Annotated in this window: 14 protein-coding genes and 1 pseudogene; 9 read left to right on the top strand and 6 right to left on the bottom strand. The window is 68.8% G+C overall.

From position 1 onward, the window contains the following. Nucleotides 1–346: pseudogene (locus ABZW14_RS33840) on the bottom strand (DEAD/DEAH box helicase); the annotation flags it as partial. 206 nt (nucleotides 347–552) lie between these two features. Between ABZW14_RS33840 and ABZW14_RS33835 the strand changes: the two are divergent. Further along, nucleotides 553–4008 carry a S8 family serine peptidase gene (locus tag ABZW14_RS33835; protein WP_355355206.1) on the top strand — a complete coding sequence of 1152 codons (3456 nt, stop codon included), beginning with the start codon at nucleotides 553–555 and terminating at the stop codon, nucleotides 4006–4008. Between the two features lie 552 nt (nucleotides 4009–4560). Beyond that, nucleotides 4561–6018 (top strand): SDR family NAD(P)-dependent oxidoreductase, encoded by a 1458-nt coding sequence (locus ABZW14_RS33830; protein ID WP_355355203.1) that lies wholly within the window; start codon nucleotides 4561–4563, stop codon nucleotides 6016–6018. Between the two features lie 538 nt (nucleotides 6019–6556). On the opposite strand, the gene ABZW14_RS33825 is transcribed toward ABZW14_RS33830, so the two are convergent. From ABZW14_RS33825 to ABZW14_RS33815, 3 genes are all read right to left on the bottom strand, one after another. Continuing rightward, the gene (locus tag ABZW14_RS33825; RefSeq protein WP_355355200.1) at nucleotides 6557–7054 is read right to left on the bottom strand and encodes a hypothetical protein; all 498 of its coding nucleotides are present in this window, start codon (nucleotides 7052–7054) and stop codon (nucleotides 6557–6559) included. A gap of 404 nt (nucleotides 7055–7458) precedes the next feature. After that, the gene (locus ABZW14_RS33820) at nucleotides 7459–7905 is read right to left on the bottom strand and encodes a hypothetical protein (protein WP_355355197.1); all 447 of its coding nucleotides are present in this window, start codon (nucleotides 7903–7905) and stop codon (nucleotides 7459–7461) included. A gap of 189 nt (nucleotides 7906–8094) precedes the next feature. After that, a complete protein-coding gene (locus ABZW14_RS33815) occupies nucleotides 8095–8421 on the bottom strand; it encodes a TraR/DksA C4-type zinc finger protein (protein WP_355355194.1) in 327 nt (108 codons plus the stop codon). A gap of 245 nt (nucleotides 8422–8666) precedes the next feature. Between ABZW14_RS33815 and ABZW14_RS33810 the strand changes: the two genes are divergently transcribed. The 7 genes from ABZW14_RS33810 (at nucleotide 8667) to ABZW14_RS33780 (ending at nucleotide 15731) form a co-directional block, all read left to right on the top strand. Continuing rightward, nucleotides 8667–10886, top strand: a complete 2220-nt coding sequence (locus tag ABZW14_RS33810) for an ATP-dependent RecD-like DNA helicase (protein WP_355355191.1) — start codon at nucleotides 8667–8669, stop codon at nucleotides 10884–10886. A 192-nt stretch (nucleotides 10887–11078) separates the two neighbouring features. Further along, a complete protein-coding gene (locus ABZW14_RS33805) occupies nucleotides 11079–11288 on the top strand; it encodes a hypothetical protein (RefSeq protein WP_355355188.1) in 210 nt (69 codons plus the stop codon). 570 nt (nucleotides 11289–11858) lie between these two features. Further along, a complete protein-coding gene (locus tag ABZW14_RS33800) occupies nucleotides 11859–12008 on the top strand; it encodes a hypothetical protein (RefSeq protein WP_355355185.1) in 150 nt (49 codons plus the stop codon). Nucleotides 12009–12076: 68 nt separating this feature from the next. After that, on the top strand, nucleotides 12077–13228 hold the full coding sequence (locus ABZW14_RS33795; RefSeq protein WP_355355182.1) for a ThiF family adenylyltransferase: 1152 nt from the start codon (nucleotides 12077–12079) through the stop codon (nucleotides 13226–13228). Then, a complete protein-coding gene (locus ABZW14_RS33790) occupies nucleotides 13225–14451 on the top strand; it encodes a PqqD family protein (protein WP_355355176.1) in 1227 nt (408 codons plus the stop codon). The genes ABZW14_RS33795 and ABZW14_RS33790 overlap by 4 nt, the downstream gene beginning before the upstream one ends. A 329-nt stretch (nucleotides 14452–14780) precedes the next feature. Then, nucleotides 14781–14924: a hypothetical protein gene (locus ABZW14_RS33785; RefSeq protein ID WP_355355173.1), complete on the top strand. Its 144-nt coding sequence runs from the start codon at nucleotides 14781–14783 to the stop codon at nucleotides 14922–14924. A 15-nt stretch (nucleotides 14925–14939) separates the two neighbouring features. Continuing rightward, entirely contained in the window at nucleotides 14940–15731 is a 792-nt protein-coding gene (locus ABZW14_RS33780) for a phosphotransferase (protein ID WP_355355170.1), read from the top strand. 315 nt (nucleotides 15732–16046) lie between these two features. Here the strand turns inward: ABZW14_RS33780 and ABZW14_RS33775 are convergent, their stop codons facing one another. Further along, complete coding sequence (locus ABZW14_RS33775) at nucleotides 16047–16355, bottom strand: hypothetical protein (protein WP_355355167.1); 309 nt, start codon at nucleotides 16353–16355, stop codon at nucleotides 16047–16049. Then, on the bottom strand, nucleotides 16352–16634 hold a 283-nt coding region (locus ABZW14_RS33770), incomplete at its 5' end, for a hypothetical protein (protein ID WP_355355164.1). The genes ABZW14_RS33775 and ABZW14_RS33770, both read right to left, overlap by 4 nt.

Raw genomic sequence — 16634 nt, 5'->3', positions numbered from 1 at the left:
GCGTGGTCACCCTGCGGGAACGCTGCGCCACCGCCTGACGGCCGCCGGCCCGGGGGCAGCGGGCGGCCCGGCCCGTCACTACGGTGCGGACGTGGCGCGCTGCGGCTTCCGCGTCGAGCGTCGCCGAGAACAACAGCCGCTGGGAGCGGGGCGGTGTCTTGTCGAGAAGTCGCCGTACGACCGGCAGGAAGCCCAGGTCGGCCATGTGGTCCGCCTCATCAAGCACCGTGACCTCGACGAAGTCGAGGATCGCGTGGCCGGTCGACACGTGGTCGGCGAGCCGGCCGGGACAGGCGATGAGGATATCGACCCCGGCACGCAGTGCAGCGATCTGCGGCCGGGCTGCTCGCGCACGGATCATCGCTTTGCAACCGATCTAGCGCAGATTCTGTCTCCTATCCGGAGTCTCCAGCGAGGAGTGCGGAGGAAGCGGTGCTGACAGCACGTAGGCGCAGGTTTTCGAGACAGGTCGGGGCGGTCGCGGTCGCGGTCGGGTTGAGCCTCGGTATCGGCGGTGGCAGCGTGGTGGCCCAGCCCCCGACGCAGCCCCCAATGCGGCAGCAGACTGGTGCCGAACGGGACGGGCCGGCGCTGCCGGCGGGCAAGACGTACACCCTGACGCTGTTGACCGGTGACGTGGTGACCGTCTCTGGGCGGGGCTCGGCGTGCCCGTCGGTCACCGTACGGCCGGCGAAGCCGAACGGGGTGCAGTACCGCGGTTGCGGGCCGGACGGCCACTTGCGAGTCGTGCCCGCGGAGGTCGCCGAGCTGCTCGGATCGGTGCTGGACGAGTCGCTGTTCGACGTGACGGCGCTGATCCTCAGCGGCTACGACGATGCGCACACCCGGGAACTGCCGCTGATCGTGCGGCCGGGCGACGCCGGGGCGCGGACGGCGGCGGCGCTCGCCGCGGACCCGCTGACCGCCGGTCTGGGCCGGCGTCGGGCACTACCGGCCATCGCCGCGGTGGCCGGGCGGCAGCCGAAGCAGAGCGCGGCGGCGTTCATCCGTACCCTGCGGTCACGGGCCTCCGGGCAGCACGCCGGGCGGGCCGTGCGAGCCAGCCCCCGGGTGTGGCTGGACCGGCGGGTACGGGCGACCGGGGTGCCCGCACCGGTCGCGGCCCCGCCGCTGAGCAACGCAGCGGCCCCGTCCAAGGCAGCGCTGACGGAGGCGGCCGGGACGCCGGCCCGGCGCGAGTCGGCAACCGGTGGCCTGGATGGCAACCTGACCCAGATCGGCGCCTCGACGGCGTGGCAGGCCGGGGTCACCGGGGCGGGTGCCCGGGTGGCCGTGCTGGACACCGGCGCCGACTTCACCCATCCGGACCTGGTGGGCCAGGTGGTGGAACGGGCCGACTTCGGCACGCCGGGTGGGGACGCCGTGGACCGCATGGGGCACGGCACGCATGTCGCGGCCACGATCGCCGGCACCGGCGCGGCGGCCGGCGGTGAGCGGCGCGGTGTCGCTCCCGGCGCGAAGCTCCTTATCGGCAAGGTCCTCGACGACGACGGCTTCGGCACCGAGTCCCAGGTGATTGCCGGGATGGAATGGGCGGCAGCGCGCGCGGACGTGGTGAACCTCAGCCTGGGCAGTGACGAGCCGAGCGACGGCAGCGACCCGTTGTCCCTCACCACCGACGAGTTGACTCGGCAGCACGGCACGCTCTTCGTCGTGGCCTCCGGCAACGACGGCCGCATCGGCTTGATCACCGGACCCGCCGCGGCGAGCACGGCCCTCACCGTCGGCGCGGTGGACCGCAGCGACACGCTGGCCTCCTGGTCCGGCCGAGGGCCACTGGTCAACACGCGGGCGGCCAAGCCGGAACTGGTGGCTCCGGGCGTGGACATCGTGGCCGCGCGGGCCTCGGGCACCCTGATGGGCGATGCCCTCGACGCCCGGTACACCATCGCCTCGGGCACCTCGATGGCCACTCCGCACGTCGCCGGGGCCGCGGCGCTGCTCGCGCAACGGCATCCGGACTGGCAGGCCGATCAGCTTAAAGCGGCCCTGGTCGGTGCGGCCGACCCGCTGCCCGGCGCGGACAGCTACGCGGTCGGCGCCGGACGGCTCAACGCCGCGCGGGCGCTGACCGGAGTGGTCGCCGGGCAGGACGTAGTCAACCTCGGCACCTTCGACTACCCGCAGTCCGGGACCGTGTCGACGCCGCTGGCCTGGCGCAACACCGAGTCGCGATCGCTGCGCCTGGAGCTGGGCCTGACCGTCCGGCACCATGACGGCACGGTCGCGCCGGCCGACGCCGGCACGCTGTCGGCCAGCTGGCTGACGGTCACCCCGCGGAGCACCGGGCAGATCACGCTGTGGATCGACCGGGCCCGGCTCGCCGCGAAGCCGGGGCTATACACCGCGGTCGTCACCACCCGGGCCGCCGGCGGGTTCGTGGCCGCCACCCCGGTGGCCTTCTACGTGGAACCGCCGAGCTATGACCTGACCCTGAGCGCGACGACGCTGCCCGACGCGCCGACGGGCGTCGACCAGTTCGGCGGGGTACGTGTGGTGAACCTCGACGACCCGGCCATCTTCGCCGAGTTCACCAACGTGGCGCCGGACGAGCCGGCGACCGTACGGGTGCCGGCCGGCCGGTACACCGTCGCGGGCTACCAGATGGAGATCGACTGGGACACCTGGGCGAGCCGGACGGCGCTGGTCGGCGACCCGGAGGTGCTGGTCGACCGCGACACCTCGTTGGTGGCCGACGCCGGGCGGGCCAGGCAGCTGCGGGCGAGCGTCGACGAGGTGCCGACCGAGGCCGCCCAGGTGGGCATCACCTACCAGCAGTACGCGCCGAACGGCACCATGGTCAGCCAGGATTTTGCGGTCGCCTGGGGTGCTGAGGCTCGCGGCTGGGCCGCGTACGCGGTGCCGATGGCCGAGCCGACGGTCGGCAGGTTCGAGGCATACACGACCGTCAGCCTGCGGGCGCCCGGTGAGCAGGCCAGCCCGTTCGTCTACGAGGTGGTCCGGGCGCTGCCCAGCGGCATTCCCCCCAACCTGTCGCACCAGGTGACCGCGAGCGAGCTGGCCACGTTTGCCCGGATCGACCAGCGTTTCCACCGGCTGGACAAGCCGGGCTCCACCACCGGCCACCAGCGGTACGCCTGGACCGCCGACCACCTGAACGTGCTCGACTCTTACACCGAGAACGTCCCGACCAATCGGGTGGACTACCTCTCGCCGGGCTTCTTCTACGATGACGAGGCGTTCTACTCCGATCCGAACAACGACTACGACGCGGTCACCCAGGAGGCGCATCGCCAGTACGCGCCGGGCAGCCGACACACCAAGACCTGGGTCCGTCAACCGCTCCGCCCGGACTGGTACGACGATCCGGCGACGTCGCTGAGCGCTTGCCAGCCGAAACCGATCCGCCGCACCCGGGGCAACCTGCACGTCCACCTGGTCGAGCTGGCCGACCAGCACCAGCGCTTCGACTGCCTCGGCGGCTTCGACGAGTTCGAGGAACCAGCGAAACGGAAGCTGACCCTGTACCGCGACGGGCGCCTAGTCGGCGAGCACACCGCGTCGTCCGGCGACTTCACCATCCCGCAGCAGGCGGGTGAATACCGGCTCACCCACGAGCTGGACGCCAGCGGGGTGTTGCCCGTCTCGACCAAGGTGAGCACCGCGTGGACCTTCCGGTCCACCGGGCCGTCCGACCTCAGCAGCGTCCCCGTGCCGCTGCTGTCGGTCGACTACGCGCTGCCGCTGGATGCTGCCAATCACCCGACCGGCGGCACGGCGGGTTTCACCGTGCATCAGGCGCACGGTGTGGCGAAGCAGCGGGTCACCGGGTTCGAGCTGTGGACCTCCACCGACGACGGCATCACCTGGCAGCCGATGAGCGTACGGGCCGGCGACGACGGCGACGTCACCGCCACGCTGCCGCGGCCGGCCGCCGGGCAGGCGGTGTCACTGCGAGTCAAGGTGACCGCCGACGGCGGCAGCGGGATCGACCAGACGATCATCAGGGCCTACCGGGCCGGCTGACGCTCGACCGGCGCCCCCGGTGCGGTACGGCCGCACCGGGGGCGGCCGGGTCAAAGCTCCCGCCGGGGCGCCCCGGTGGCGCCGGCCGCACCGTGTCACCGGCTCGCCACCCAACACCAATCACCAGGGCGGCGGCACCGGTTCGGCCGAGCATCTCGGCTATGAGAGACGCGATCCGGCCAGGCCCGGTGCCAGGACAGGCAGGCGGAATGGCGCCGCGCGGCGCCCACATGTCGCTACGTCAGTGCCGCACCGGCTCCGGTCAGGAGAGTGACCGGCTACGACGACGAGCGCGACCAGGCACGGGCTGCCTACGCAGAACTGCGTAAGAACTGCCATCCCCTGCCCGAGGACGCGCCCGGGTCGGCGAGGCCGATGATCAGCTTCAACACCGAACCCGACGACGAGTGCTCCCAGCCGCATCCAAGGACCGGCCGTGAACACGAACAGACGCGGGATGCGTCGGAGACCGTGCGGTGCGTACAGTTCCGGGTCGGACTTGGGGTGGGCCGGGTAGATCCGGCGCAGGGAACGGGACGAGACAGCGACGGCATGACGGCGGACAACATTACCGAAACCGGTCAGTACGGCATCGATCGGAGCCTGCTGGAGACCTGTCTCAGCGTCTTCGAGGCGCTGGAGGACCTACCTCCCGATCACCCCGACGTGGTGCGGGTGCAGCGGGCCACCGCGAAGCTCTACAAGATGATCAAGCAGCGGCGACGCGAGGAACGGCGGGAGGCCATCGCGGCGGCCGACCGCGCGGTGACGGCAGCCACCGCCACCGGCGCCCCGGGCCGGATCGACGACGAGACCCAGGGCATCCCACTCGCCTCCCCGACCGTGGGTGCCACGGCCGGCTTCCTGCACAATCCGCGCGGCTGCTACGTCTGCAAGCAGCGCTACCACGAGGTGGACGCCTTCTACCATCAGCTCTGCCCGCCCTGCGCCGCGCTTAACCGGGAGCGCCGCAACGCCCGCACCGACCTGACCGGCCGGCGCGCGCTGCTCACCGGCGGCCGAGCCAAGATCGGCATGTACATCGCGCTGCGGCTGCTGCGCGACGGCGCGCACACCACGGTAACCACCCGGTTCCCGCACGACGCGGTCCGCCGATTCGCCGCGATGCCGGACAGCGGGGACTGGCTGCACCGCCTGCGGATCGTCGGGATCGACCTGCGCGACCCCGCCCAGGTGATCGCCCTCGCTGACTCGGTCAGCGCCCAGGGACCACTCGACATCCTGATCAACAATGCGGCGCAGACCGTCCGCCGCACGCCCGGGGCATACGCGCAGCTCGTCGCCGCGGAGGCGGCGGCCCTGCCGGACGGCCCTCTGCCGGAGCTGATCACGTTCACCAAACCTGCCGGCCAGGGCGACCCGGCGGGCCTGATCGCCGCGCCGCAGTCGACCCCGGTCACCCCACAGGCACTCACCGCGCTGGCGCTGACCAGCGGCTCCGCCTCACCGGAACGGATCGCCGCAGCCACCGCCATCGACGCCGGCGGTCTGGTCCCGGACCTCGACCCGGTCAACAGCTGGGTGCAGCGGGTGCACGAGGTGGACCCGGTCGAGCTGCTCGAAGTGCAGCTATGCAACGTGACCGCGCCGTTCGTGCTGGTAAGCCGACTGCGACCGGCGATGGCCGCAGCGACCGCCCGCCGCAAATACGTGGTGAACGTATCGGCGATGGAGGGCCAGTTCGCCCGCGGCTACAAGGGGCCGGGGCACCCGCACACCAACATGGCCAAGGCCGCGCTGAACATGCTGACCAGGACCAGCGCCCAGGAGATGCTGGCCGACGGCATCCTGATGACCAGCGTCGACACCGGCTGGATCACCGACGAGCGGCCCCACCCGACGAAGATGCGGCTGGCGGACGCGGGCTTCCACGCCCCGCTGGACCTGGTCGACGGCGCGGCCCGGGTCTACGACCCGATCGTCCGCGGCGAACAGGGCGAAGACCTGTACGGCTGCTTCCTGAAGGACTACGCACCCTGCGCCTGGTGATCAGCGCACCCACCCCGCCGTCGGCCGCCCAGGCTCACGCCGACACGGTCAGCACCGTCGCCCGTTCACCACAGATGTAGCTGCGGTGGTTGGTGCAGCGTGGCGTTCAACAGGGCCGCGGCGCTGCCGCGCGGCGCTCGTCGGCCGTCTCATTGGTATTGACCCAGGTCACGGCCGCGTCAAGCCGAGTGAGCGCCTCGTCGAGCCGGCCGGCGGTGGCCAACAACCGAGCGTGCACGAGACGTGGCCCAGGCGTCGTCGACGCAGGCAACGATGGCGCCCCATGTGCACCCTTCAGTCCGCCATTGCCTGACTCGCCGCGCGATGTCCGTGGTCAGGGTCAGTTCCCACACCTCCAGCGCGCGCCAACCTTGTGCTGAGCGTCTTAACGGTGATGGCCATGTAGACGTCTGTAGCGGGATCAGCGTTCTTAGTGATATCGAAAGTCTAGTCGATTAGCCCTGGCGGGCCTCCTCAATACGCCGCAGGGCGGACTATCCCGGTTTTTCAGCCGGGAGAGTCCGCCCGTTCGGCGTCGTCAGCAGCGGACCGAGATGGAGTAGACAGGATCCCAGTCGGTGCTGCCCGAGGACGGGCTCAACGGAAGGACATTGATTGGGATGCCTTGGGAGCCGAGAAAGTACGGGTTAGTGGCACCGCTGGTCTGATTGTTTCGCCAGTAGCCCGTACCCGTCCAGTTGAACAGATCGTAGATGCGGCAGTTGTAGAGGAAAAAGACCTTCCACGCGGTACCGGACCAGACCTGGGCACAGAAGTTTCCGTAGGGACAGGTGTAGGTGCCTCCCGGCACCACAGTCTTCGTGGTGACGGAAGGTGAGATCGTGGGGGTGGCTGCGATGCTCACTTCGCTGGGTGCCGGCGGTGTGGTTATGAGAAGGCCGCCCGCATCGCGACTGGAGGCAGCGGCCACCTCGACCGATTCCGTGGCGGCAGAAGCGGGCCTGGGGGTGGCCGCGGAAGCTGTGGCGGGGACGCCGGTGGCCGCGACAACAAGTGCGACGGCGACGATCAGCACTGACCCAAATCGCCTCATAAGCAGTCCTCCCGTGATGGCATGTGCTGCCCGATCAGCAGCCGACGGTCTCCGAGTTAAGCCGGGCATTGTCAATGCCTCCGATGCATAGGCAGGAACGATGGGTAAAGATGACACAAATCCATACACTTACGCCTATACCCCAGATACTTTTCAACCCGACCGCCGGTACACTGCCAGCGCCGCATACAAGGCCAGTACAACCACGGCGCCGCCTACTACCGCTGCCCCTTGCCCCAGGAATACGCCCTCGCCAACGAGGTCGAGCATCCCCGCAACGTCTACCTCCGCGAGGACGCTGTACTCGGCGCGTCCGGATGCGTGCACCCAGATGCGCGACCGGACCTTGGCCCGGACGCCGGCGGCAACCGGCTACCCGCTGCGATCTAGTCGCCGGAGAAACCCCAGAAGTAGATTTCACTGGGGTTGCCTTCAGTGTCGTGCAAGACCGCGCACCGGCCGAACCAGCTTCGCGGGGCGAGCGGTTTGAGCGCCTCGACGTGCGACCGGGTCAGCTTGGTGACACCCAGGTGCTCGAGCGCCTCCGCCTCGACGACCGGCTGGACTGTCCCATAGTCGGGCTCTTCGCCGTCGGCCAATACCCGAGACATGTCCAATATCGAGTGCGTACCAGACTCTTGGACGGACTCGTCCGCCCATAGCTCCGCCTCCGTCCGCGGCCGATTCGGGAAGTCTGCGGCGGACTTGCCGTACTCATACGGCGCCGCCCACCAGTAGTCGCCGGTTTCGAAAACCTGCCGCCGTAGCCCGTCCAACGCGACTTGGAGGTCCGGCTGATATGCGACGTAGTAGTGCCACCCGGACGCGCCCACGGCAACCCCCTTGATCTTGGAGCACGCTAGCCGGAAGGCAGACGTGTGTCCACCCGCCCGCAACGCACTCAACTCGGCAGCCGAGCAGCCAACGCCCGATCAGCGGCAGTTGAGCGCATCTGGTCGTGGCCCTCGTAAACGCTTCGCTGGAATTAGGGAGCGCCCCCGGTGTTCGCTCTCCTTGATGCCCTATGCGCATGCGATGCAGAAGCGGGCGAACGGCCGCGCGGCGAGCCGTTCATCGCCGATCGGCTGCCCGCATCGTTCGCAGACGCCGTAGGTCGCCGCGTCCACCCGACGCAGCGCGTCGTCAACGTCAGCGATCCGCTTCCGCGCCCCGGCCAGCAGCGCGGTCAACTGGGCGCGTTCGAAGCCGATGGTGGCGCCCTCCGGGTCGTGCTCGTCGTCGGCATTCGAATCCCGCGATGCCAGGAACAGCGCCTCCAGATCCTGGGCCAGCGTCGCCGCCTCAGCCTCCGCCCTCGCTCGCAGCCGCAGCAGTTCATCCCGGACCATATGGGTAGCCTAACGGCCTCCAGCCTGCACAGACAGGCCATGGAGGGGACGCGCACGGGTGGCGGCATCTGAGTGCCTCGCTACCGACTGGTGCTTCCTTTCAGGCTCACCGCCTAAATCCAACTCGCGCCTCGCCCATAGCAGCCAAGCTTTGAGGTCGATCTCTCGAATTGCAGTGTGCGGGCCTCGCGCGGTTTCAGGCGAGCGGGTGGGCGGGTGCCCGTGCCGTGGCGGCACGCGGCACGATGTCAGGCGTGACCACGCCAACCCGCCCGCCGCTCGCCGTTCTGGACGCGGTGCTGGAGCGGCTGACATACGTCAACGAGGAGACCGGGTACACCGTCGCCCGCGTGGCCACCGACCGCGGCACGGACCTGCTGACCGTGGTCGGGGCGCTGCTCGGCGCGCAGCCTGGTGAGACGCTGCGACTGCACGGGCGGTGGTCGTCGCACCCGCGCTACGGTCGGCAGTTCGAGGTCGACTCCTACACCACGGTGCTGCCGGCCACGATCCAGGGCATCCAGCGTTACCTCGGCTCGGGCCTCGTGAAGGGTATCGGGCCGGTGTTCGCCGAGCGGATCGTCGCCCATTTCGGCCTGGACACCCTGCGGGTCATCGAGGAGGAACCCGCCCGCCTGGTCGAGGTGCCGGGCCTGGGCCCGAAACGCACGGCGAAGATTGCGGCGGCGTGGGAGGAGCAGAAGGCCATCAAGGAGGTGATGGTCTTCCTGCAAGGCGTCGGGGTGTCCACCTCCCTGGCGGTGCGGATCTACAAGCAGTACGGCGACGCCTCTACCGATGTGGTCACCAAGGAGCCGTACCGGCTGGCCGCGGATGTGTGGGGCATCGGCTTCAAGACCGCCGACACCATCGCCCGCTCCGTCGGTATCCCCCACGACAGCCCTCAGCGGGTCATGGCCGGCCTGCAATACACGCTGTCCGAAGCCACCGACAACGGGCACTGCTACCTACCCGCTGCGGAACTGATCGCCGACGCGACGAAGATCCTCGACGTGCCCGCCGACCTCGTCGCCCGCTGCCTCGATGACCTGGTCGCCGGCGAGGGCGTCGTCCGCGAGACCCTGACCGCCGTCGACGGGGGAGCGGTGCAGGCGGTGTATCTGGTGCCGTTCCACCGCGCCGAGCAGTCCCTCGCCAGCTCCCTGCACCGCCTGCTCGACACCCCCGCCGACCGGCTGCCCCACTTCACGAACGTCGACTGGGGCAAGGCCCTCACGTGGTTGAAGGCCCGCACCGGCAACGACCTCGCCCCGGAGCAGGAGCAGGCGGTCCGCCTCGCCCTGACCTCGAAGGTGGCGGTGCTGACCGGCGGTCCGGGCTGCGGCAAAAGCTTCACCGTCCGCTCCATCGTCGAACTCGCCGCCGCGAAGAAAGCCAAGATCACCCTCGTCGCGCCGACCGGACGGGCCGCCAAACGCCTCTCGGAGCTCACCGGCCACCCCGCCGCCACCGTGCACCGGCTGCTGCAGCTGCGCCCCGGCGGGGACGCCGCCCACGACCGGGACCACCCTCTCGACGTCGACCTGCTCGTCGTCGACGAAGCCTCCATGCTCGACCTGATCCTGGCCAACAAACTCGTCAAAGCCGTCCCACCCGGCGCACACCTGCTGCTGGTCGGCGACGTCGACCAACTCCCCTCCGTCGGCGCCGGCGAAGTCCTACGCGACCTGCTCGCCGCCCCCACCATCCCCCGGGTGCGGCTGACCCAGATCTTCCGCCAGGCCGCCCAATCCGGCGTCGTCACCAACGCTCACCGCATCAACGCCGGCCGCCCACCCCTCCTGCAAGGCTTGCCGGACTTCTTCCTGTTCGCCTGCGACGACACCGACGCCACCGCCGCCCTCACCGTCGAGGTCGCCTGCACCCGCATCCCCGCCAAGTTCCGGCTCGACCCGCGCCGCGACGTGCAGGTCCTCACCCCCATGCACCGCGGCCCCGCCGGCGCCGGCGCGTTGAACACCCTGCTGCAGCAGCGGCTCACCCCGTCCCGAGAGGGGCAGCCGGAGCGGCGGATGGGCGGGCGAGTGTTCCGAGTCGGCGACAAAGTCACCCAAATCCGCAACAACTACGACAAGGGCCAGGCCGGCGTCTTCAACGGCACCCTCGGCATCGTCGCCGCCCTGTCCACCGAGGAGCAGACCCTGACGATACGCACCGACGAAGACGAGAACATCGACTACGACTTCGACGAACTCGACGAGTTGGCACACGCCTACGCCATGACCATCCACCGCTCCCAAGGCTCCGAATACCCCGCCGTCGTCATCCCCCTGACCACCAGCGCCTGGATGATGCTGCAACGCAACCTGCTCTACACCGCCGTCACCCGCGCCAAACAACTCGTCGTCCTCGTCGGCTCCCGCCGAGCCCTCACCGCCGCGATCCGCACCGTCAGCGCCGGACGCCGCCACACCGCCCTCGACCAGAGACTCACCCGCCTGTGACAACTGCCTCCGGGATCGGTTGAGCAGGACACTGTCGGGGTCACAAGAGTTGCGGGCGACGCAACGCCGAGCGCCCCGCCGGCTTCGGCCACCGCCGACCGGACACGCGTTCCTGACGGCACCCGGCGCCCATGTCGGCGCGGTGTGGGGACGGCGAGAGGCGGAAGTTGACCGCCACCTATGCTCGCCGTCATGGCCCGACGCCTCGCCGCTTCGGTGGTTCTCCTCGCCGTGCTCGCCCAACCGACACTCCTGGTGGACACGCAGGGAGCGGACGCGGTGGCGCCACCGGTGGTGCTCGTAGGCGGTGTCGACGTCAACCTCGGCGACGACTGTCGGCTGGGCCTGGGTGTAGCGCAAGGATTCCGGCCGGTCGAGCGGCCCGAACCGGCTCGCCGGTAGCGGCTGTAGCTATTGATGGGCAATGGGACCAGCTGGCTGCTGCGCGTACGCAGAGGCAGGCACCTAGCGGCGTTGCGCCGACCGCACAGGGTGGGTTCGGCCGCTGTAGCGGAGCCGGCCCCGGCCCGGCGGGCGTCGGACTCGGTCTGGCCGGCGGCTGCGGTGTTGATCAGCAGTTGGCGAAAGCCGGAGGCTAGCCCCTTGGGGCCGGGTGCAGGGAATTGCGCAAATGAGGGCAGGAATTGATCTTTCTGACTTCAATGAGTTTCCGCCATGAGCACAAAGATCCCTAAATTTTGGAATACGCACGTCTCGGATTTCTGCCACTTAAGGTTGATTGAGAGTCGTCTCGCCCGCTCTTGACGCGGGGCCACCTTGACGACCTGCGGCCGATATTGACCGATTCACCCCTCCAGCAATCTGTCGACTCATGTGGAATCGGGGTGACAATAGTATTTCGCTACGTCTGCCCTCAATGCCGCCTATGTCGGCTGCTCGACTGGGCGCCGCCGGACGATGTTGATCAGCTCGGCAGGTGTAAACCGTGCGGCATAGACCTTTACGCAATAGATGACTGTCGCTACCTTCCGCATACGGCGCCAACATCAGAACGGCGCAGGAAAGAGAGAGGGGATTCGCATGAAGATCGAGGTCCGCAAGCTCGAGCGCATCGAGACCACCGCCGCCGCCGACGGCTGCTGCGGCTGCACCGACTGCTGATCTACCCCCAATTGTCTGGGCGGGCCGAATTCGGCCCGCCCAGACGCCGCGGTGTTGAGGAGGATGACATGGACAGGCCACGCATAAAGAGCATGTTTCCGCCAATTCCGCTGGACGATGGGACCATCCGAATCGGTGGCGCAGATTTCGGCATTGCCGGTGAGATCAAAGACGACGAGCAACGCCACGTCTGGCAACTCCTTCAACTGCTGGACGGCACACGGTCGATGTCCGAACTCGTCGCGGAGATGCGTGCCAGGGATCCCGAGATCACCGCGGTGCAGGTCGAGACAGCGGTGTCCATGCTCGAGGACGCCGGCTACCTCGACGACGCGGCCGTGATGCCGCCCGCCATCTTCGGGCCGGATGAGGTCGAGCGCTACCGACGCAACGCCGAGTTCTTCTCGTTCTTCCACCACCCGCCACTGACCGGCTACGACTTCCAAGCCCGGCTGCACGACGCAAAGGTGGCCGTGCTCGGGATCGGCGGCCTGGGCTCGTACGTAGCGCTGGCCCTGGCGGCAGCCGGCGTGGGTGACCTGCTGCTGATCGACGACGACAACGTCGAGTTGCATAACCTCAACCGGCAGGTCCTCTACACCGACGCCGACGTCGGTTCGCCCAAGACGCTGGCTGCGGCGCGGCGAGTGGCAGCAGCCAACCCGCACGTCGCCGTGTCCACAATCAACCGGCGAGTCAGTGGCGTCGACGACGCGCGCGCCTGCATGCAGGGCCGCGATCTGCTGATCTGTGCGGCAGACCGGCCGCGGATCCGCATCTATGACTGGCTCAACGAGGCGGCGCTGACCGAGCAGGTGCCATGGGTCCGTGGCGCCAACGACGGTCTGACCGTCAACTTGTTCCTGCATTCACCAGGAGTGACCGCCTGCTTCGCGTGTGAACAACGTCGTGCTCACGCCAATGTGCCGGGATACGGGGCCATCATGCGCTACGCGATGGAGCACGTCGGCGATCGCACCGTCAATCCATGCACGGCTCCTGTCTCGGGGCTCATCGGTAGCCTGGTGGCGCTGGAGGCGGTCAAGCTGCTGACGGGAGTGGCCGAGCCCACCATTCTCAACCGTAAGCTGATCTTCGATCTGCAGACCATGCAGATCCGGTTCAACGACGGTGTCAAGGACCCGGACTGCGACGTATGCGGGCATCTCCGCACCGGGAGTGTTCCGGTGCCGGCGCCGCTGACGGAGGTGGCAGGGTGAGCGCCCCGGCGCAGGATAAGCGAACCGCCACGCTTTACCCGCTGCATATCGGTGAGGTCGAGGACGGGGCAGCCGAAGTCGGCCGCCCGGAGACCGGCGTTTTCGTCAGTCTGCCGGAACCGGGCATCACCCTGATCGAGGACATGCAGCGCGGCCTCACTCTGGCCGAAGTCTCGGCAAACTTCGCGCAACGGTACGGCGAGCCGCCCGACCTGGACGACTTCCTCGCGACGCTGGCTGACTGCGGTTTCGTACGCACGGCGGGAGATGAAGGCGTCGAAGCCGAGGCGGTTGCCCAGCCGGTCGGGCCGGCGGGACCACAGATGCGCGGCTGGCACCTGCTCAGCTCGGTGCCCGCCGAGCGCGTGGCTTGGCTCGTGAGCGGGCCCGCCCTGGTCGTCTGGGCCATGGTGTGGGTAGCCGTCCCGGTGTTCATGGCGGTGCGGCCGGACCTGATTCCCTCCGGCGCGGACGGCCGGCTTGGTCTCGGTGTCGCTGCGGATGCGGTAGCCCTGACCGTACTCAGTTGGGGCCTGCTGCTCGCCCACGAAGCGGCGCATCTGCTCACGGTACGGGCACGCGGTTGCACCGGAGTGCTGCGGATCAGCAACCGGCTGCACCTGCTCGTCGCCGAGACCGACATGTCGGCGGTACGGTCACTGCCCCGGCGTCAGCGGTACGCCCCGTACCTGGCCGGCATGACGTTCACGATGAGCGCGCTGCTGCTGAGCCTGCTGGCACAACTGGTGGGCTGGGAGGGCCAGCCGATCCGGGCAATCGGTTTCCTCTGTCTGGTCACGCTGCTGCTCGAACTAGCATTCTTCATGCGGACCGACGTGTACTACGTGATCGTCACCTGGCTGCGGCTCGGCAATCTGATGGCCGACACCTGGCAGTACGTCGGCAACCAGCTCGCCCGCCTCGTGCGCCGACCGCAGCCGTACGATTTGTCCTCAGTGCCGGCCCGGGAACTCCGGATTGTGCGCTGGTACTCCCTGTTCCTGGTGTTGGGTGTGGCGATTTTCGTCGGGCAGTTTCTGATGTTGGGGCTGCCGCTCCTGATCAGCTTTGTCCAGGACGCGACCGCCAAAGTCGCCGCCGGACCCAGCACGGCGGGCTTCTGGGACGCCGTGGTGCTGCTTTTGCTCGCGGTCGCCCACTTCGGCACCCTCGGCGTGGTGGCACTGCGGCGCCGGCTGCGTCCCGTCACTCGGTCGAGGTGACGGGCTCCGCCGGAGCTGTCCGAACCGTCCCTGCGGCACTGAGATGGCGCTCGCGCTGATCCCCGAGCCTCCACGAAAGGAAGCGGAAGCGGTGCTGCTGCGGACGGTGATCCGGCCTCGACGCGGAAACCGCAGGCCGGGTCCTCGGGCGGCGAGCAGGAGCAGTCCGCGCCGCAGCGCACCCGGGGCCTACGCCGGCTCGCCGCGATGCTGAACACCAAACCGACGTAACGGGCAGAACCGGAGACCCGCCCAGATTCACCTCTCCCGGGCCGTGGCCACGGCTCTCACAACCACCCGCCTTTTTGACGTTGCACCACCGGCCGGTCTTGACCGAGGCCATGCAGGACGGCATCGCCATCACCTACACACTCGCGGCGCTGCACGACACTGGCTACCGGGTCGACATGGAATTCTGGGGTGGTGAGGCCGAGTCCTGCTGTCCGCCGAACCCGCCTCAGCCCGGCAAGTAGCAGAGAAGAGAACCGATGCGTAGCGACTGGACTGCTCTGCCTGAGAGTGTCACAGCAGGGATCGCCGAACGGATCGGTGGAGTCTTCGCCGTAACCCCGGCTCGCAGTGGCAACCACGCGGAGATCGCCTCGACGGTCACCGGGCCCGCCGGGTCGGTCTTCGTCAAGGCGGCCTTGGGAGAGTTGAACGTTCGGTCACTGCGCTACGAGCTGGCGGCAACCCGGGCCATCGACCGGCACCCACCCGCAGTTCTGTGGCACTTCGAGTCCGATGGCTGGCTGGTGGTGGGGACCGAGCATCTTGCCGGTCCTCACCCCGACCTGTCACCCGGCAACGCGGATCTCGATCTGCTCGGAGTCGCGCTGAAGGCGCTTCAGGAGACTCCCGCGCCGGGCGAGCCATGGTTCACCCCGGCAGCCCGGCTCGGGTTCGCGCACCCGGCGATGGACGGCGAGACACTCATCCACTCCGACCTCAACCCGGCCAACCTGATCGTGACCACACACGGCCTACGGATCGTCGATTGGGCGTGGGCAACCAAGGCCGCACCATGGGTCGAACTCGCGTTGCTCGTCCAGTGGCTGATCGGCAGCGGCCACAGCGCCGCACAGGCAGAAGAATGGCTAGCGCAGTTTCCCGCATGGACGGCGACTGACCGCGACGTCCTGGACCACTTCGCGTCCAGGAACGCATCGAAGTGGTCGGCGAAGTCCCGGCAGAGCACCGAGGGCTGGGTACACGACCTCGCGATGTGGACCGGCGAGTGGGCGGCCCACCGGACCGACGGCCGTCGGTCACGCGGGTGAGCCAGAGCGGGCCGCCCTTTCTTCAGACGGGTGCCGGTCGCAGTACGTCCGGCTTCACGATCAGCCGGCGGCGCGGTCGGGAACGGTAACCAGTACCGCGGCCGGGCGGCCGACGGCGGTGGGACACCTAAGCCGGACCGCCTGCTCCCAATCTGCTCCCAATTCAAGGGGCGACAGCACGGAAGCCCGTTACCGGCCGAACCGGCGACGGGCTTCCTGCCTGGGAATATCTATGGTGGGCGATACTGGGATCGAACCAGTGACCTCTTCGGTGCGAACTCTCGGCGTGCCGGTCGGTTCGGGCTTGATACGAGGTCAAACGGCCTGCTGGTGCGCCTCTCGTCTCGGTTCGGTTGGCGTGGTTGCTGTACTTCGCTGCTGTACTGCTGACATGAGTTGGTCCGCCGCCCTGGTCCAGCCGAGGAAGCGGCGGTGTAGTACGCCGGCCGGTGTCCAGGGCATGTCCTCGGTGGCTTGGACGAGGTAGGAGCCAAGGTAGAGGGCCAGCGACACCGGAGCGTTGGCGTACTCAGCCCGAAGCTCCTGCTTTCGCGTGGGGCAGGGCCAGGGCAGGTCGCAGCCTCCGCAACTCCAGATCGGCATGACCGGGCCGTGGGTGGTCACCGCACACCCTCCAGAAAGCGAGCGGTGATCGTCCGAGCGTGCCGGCTGGTCGCCCATTCCACCTGCCAGCACGGGTACGGCGCCAGCCGCGACCACCACGCACGGCAGCCGGCGCACATGCCATCGAGCCCTCGGACGTGCGCCGCGAGGATGGTCCGCTCATGTCCGTCGTTCACTGCTCCCCCGGTTGCGTCCCGCCGGGTGGTGTAGAAGTTGACCTGCTTCGGCGTGCCTCGGGCATAGAGGTGGGTCATCGCGTGAGTCTCTGTGTGAACGACC

Source organism: Micromonospora sp. NPDC004551, from assembly GCF_040609975.1.
Classification (GTDB): Bacteria; Actinomycetota; Actinomycetes; order Mycobacteriales; family Micromonosporaceae; genus Micromonospora.
Note: the sequence above shows the minus strand (reverse complement) of the source record. Positions and strands in the feature narration are given on the sequence as shown.

What these genes read in the sequence shown, in the direction of transcription:
- ABZW14_RS33835 (WP_355355206.1), top strand. Translation starts at nt 553, where the DNA reads ATGCGGCAGCAGACTGGTGCCGAACGGGACGGGCCGGCGCTGCCGGCG.
- ABZW14_RS33830 (WP_355355203.1), top strand. Translation starts at nt 4,561, where the DNA reads ATGACGGCGGACAACATTACCGAAACCGGTCAGTACGGCATCGATCGG.
- ABZW14_RS33815 (WP_355355194.1), bottom strand. Translation starts at nt 8,421, where the DNA reads ATGGTCCGGGATGAACTGCTGCGGCTGCGAGCGAGGGCGGAGGCTGAG.
- ABZW14_RS33810 (WP_355355191.1), top strand. Translation starts at nt 8,667, where the DNA reads ATGTCAGGCGTGACCACGCCAACCCGCCCGCCGCTCGCCGTTCTGGAC.
- ABZW14_RS33805 (WP_355355188.1), top strand. Translation starts at nt 11,079, where the DNA reads ATGGCCCGACGCCTCGCCGCTTCGGTGGTTCTCCTCGCCGTGCTCGCC.
- ABZW14_RS33800 (WP_355355185.1), top strand. Translation starts at nt 11,859, where the DNA reads ATGACTGTCGCTACCTTCCGCATACGGCGCCAACATCAGAACGGCGCA.
- ABZW14_RS33795 (WP_355355182.1), top strand. Translation starts at nt 12,077, where the DNA reads ATGGACAGGCCACGCATAAAGAGCATGTTTCCGCCAATTCCGCTGGAC.
- ABZW14_RS33780 (WP_355355170.1), top strand. Translation starts at nt 14,940, where the DNA reads ATGCGTAGCGACTGGACTGCTCTGCCTGAGAGTGTCACAGCAGGGATC.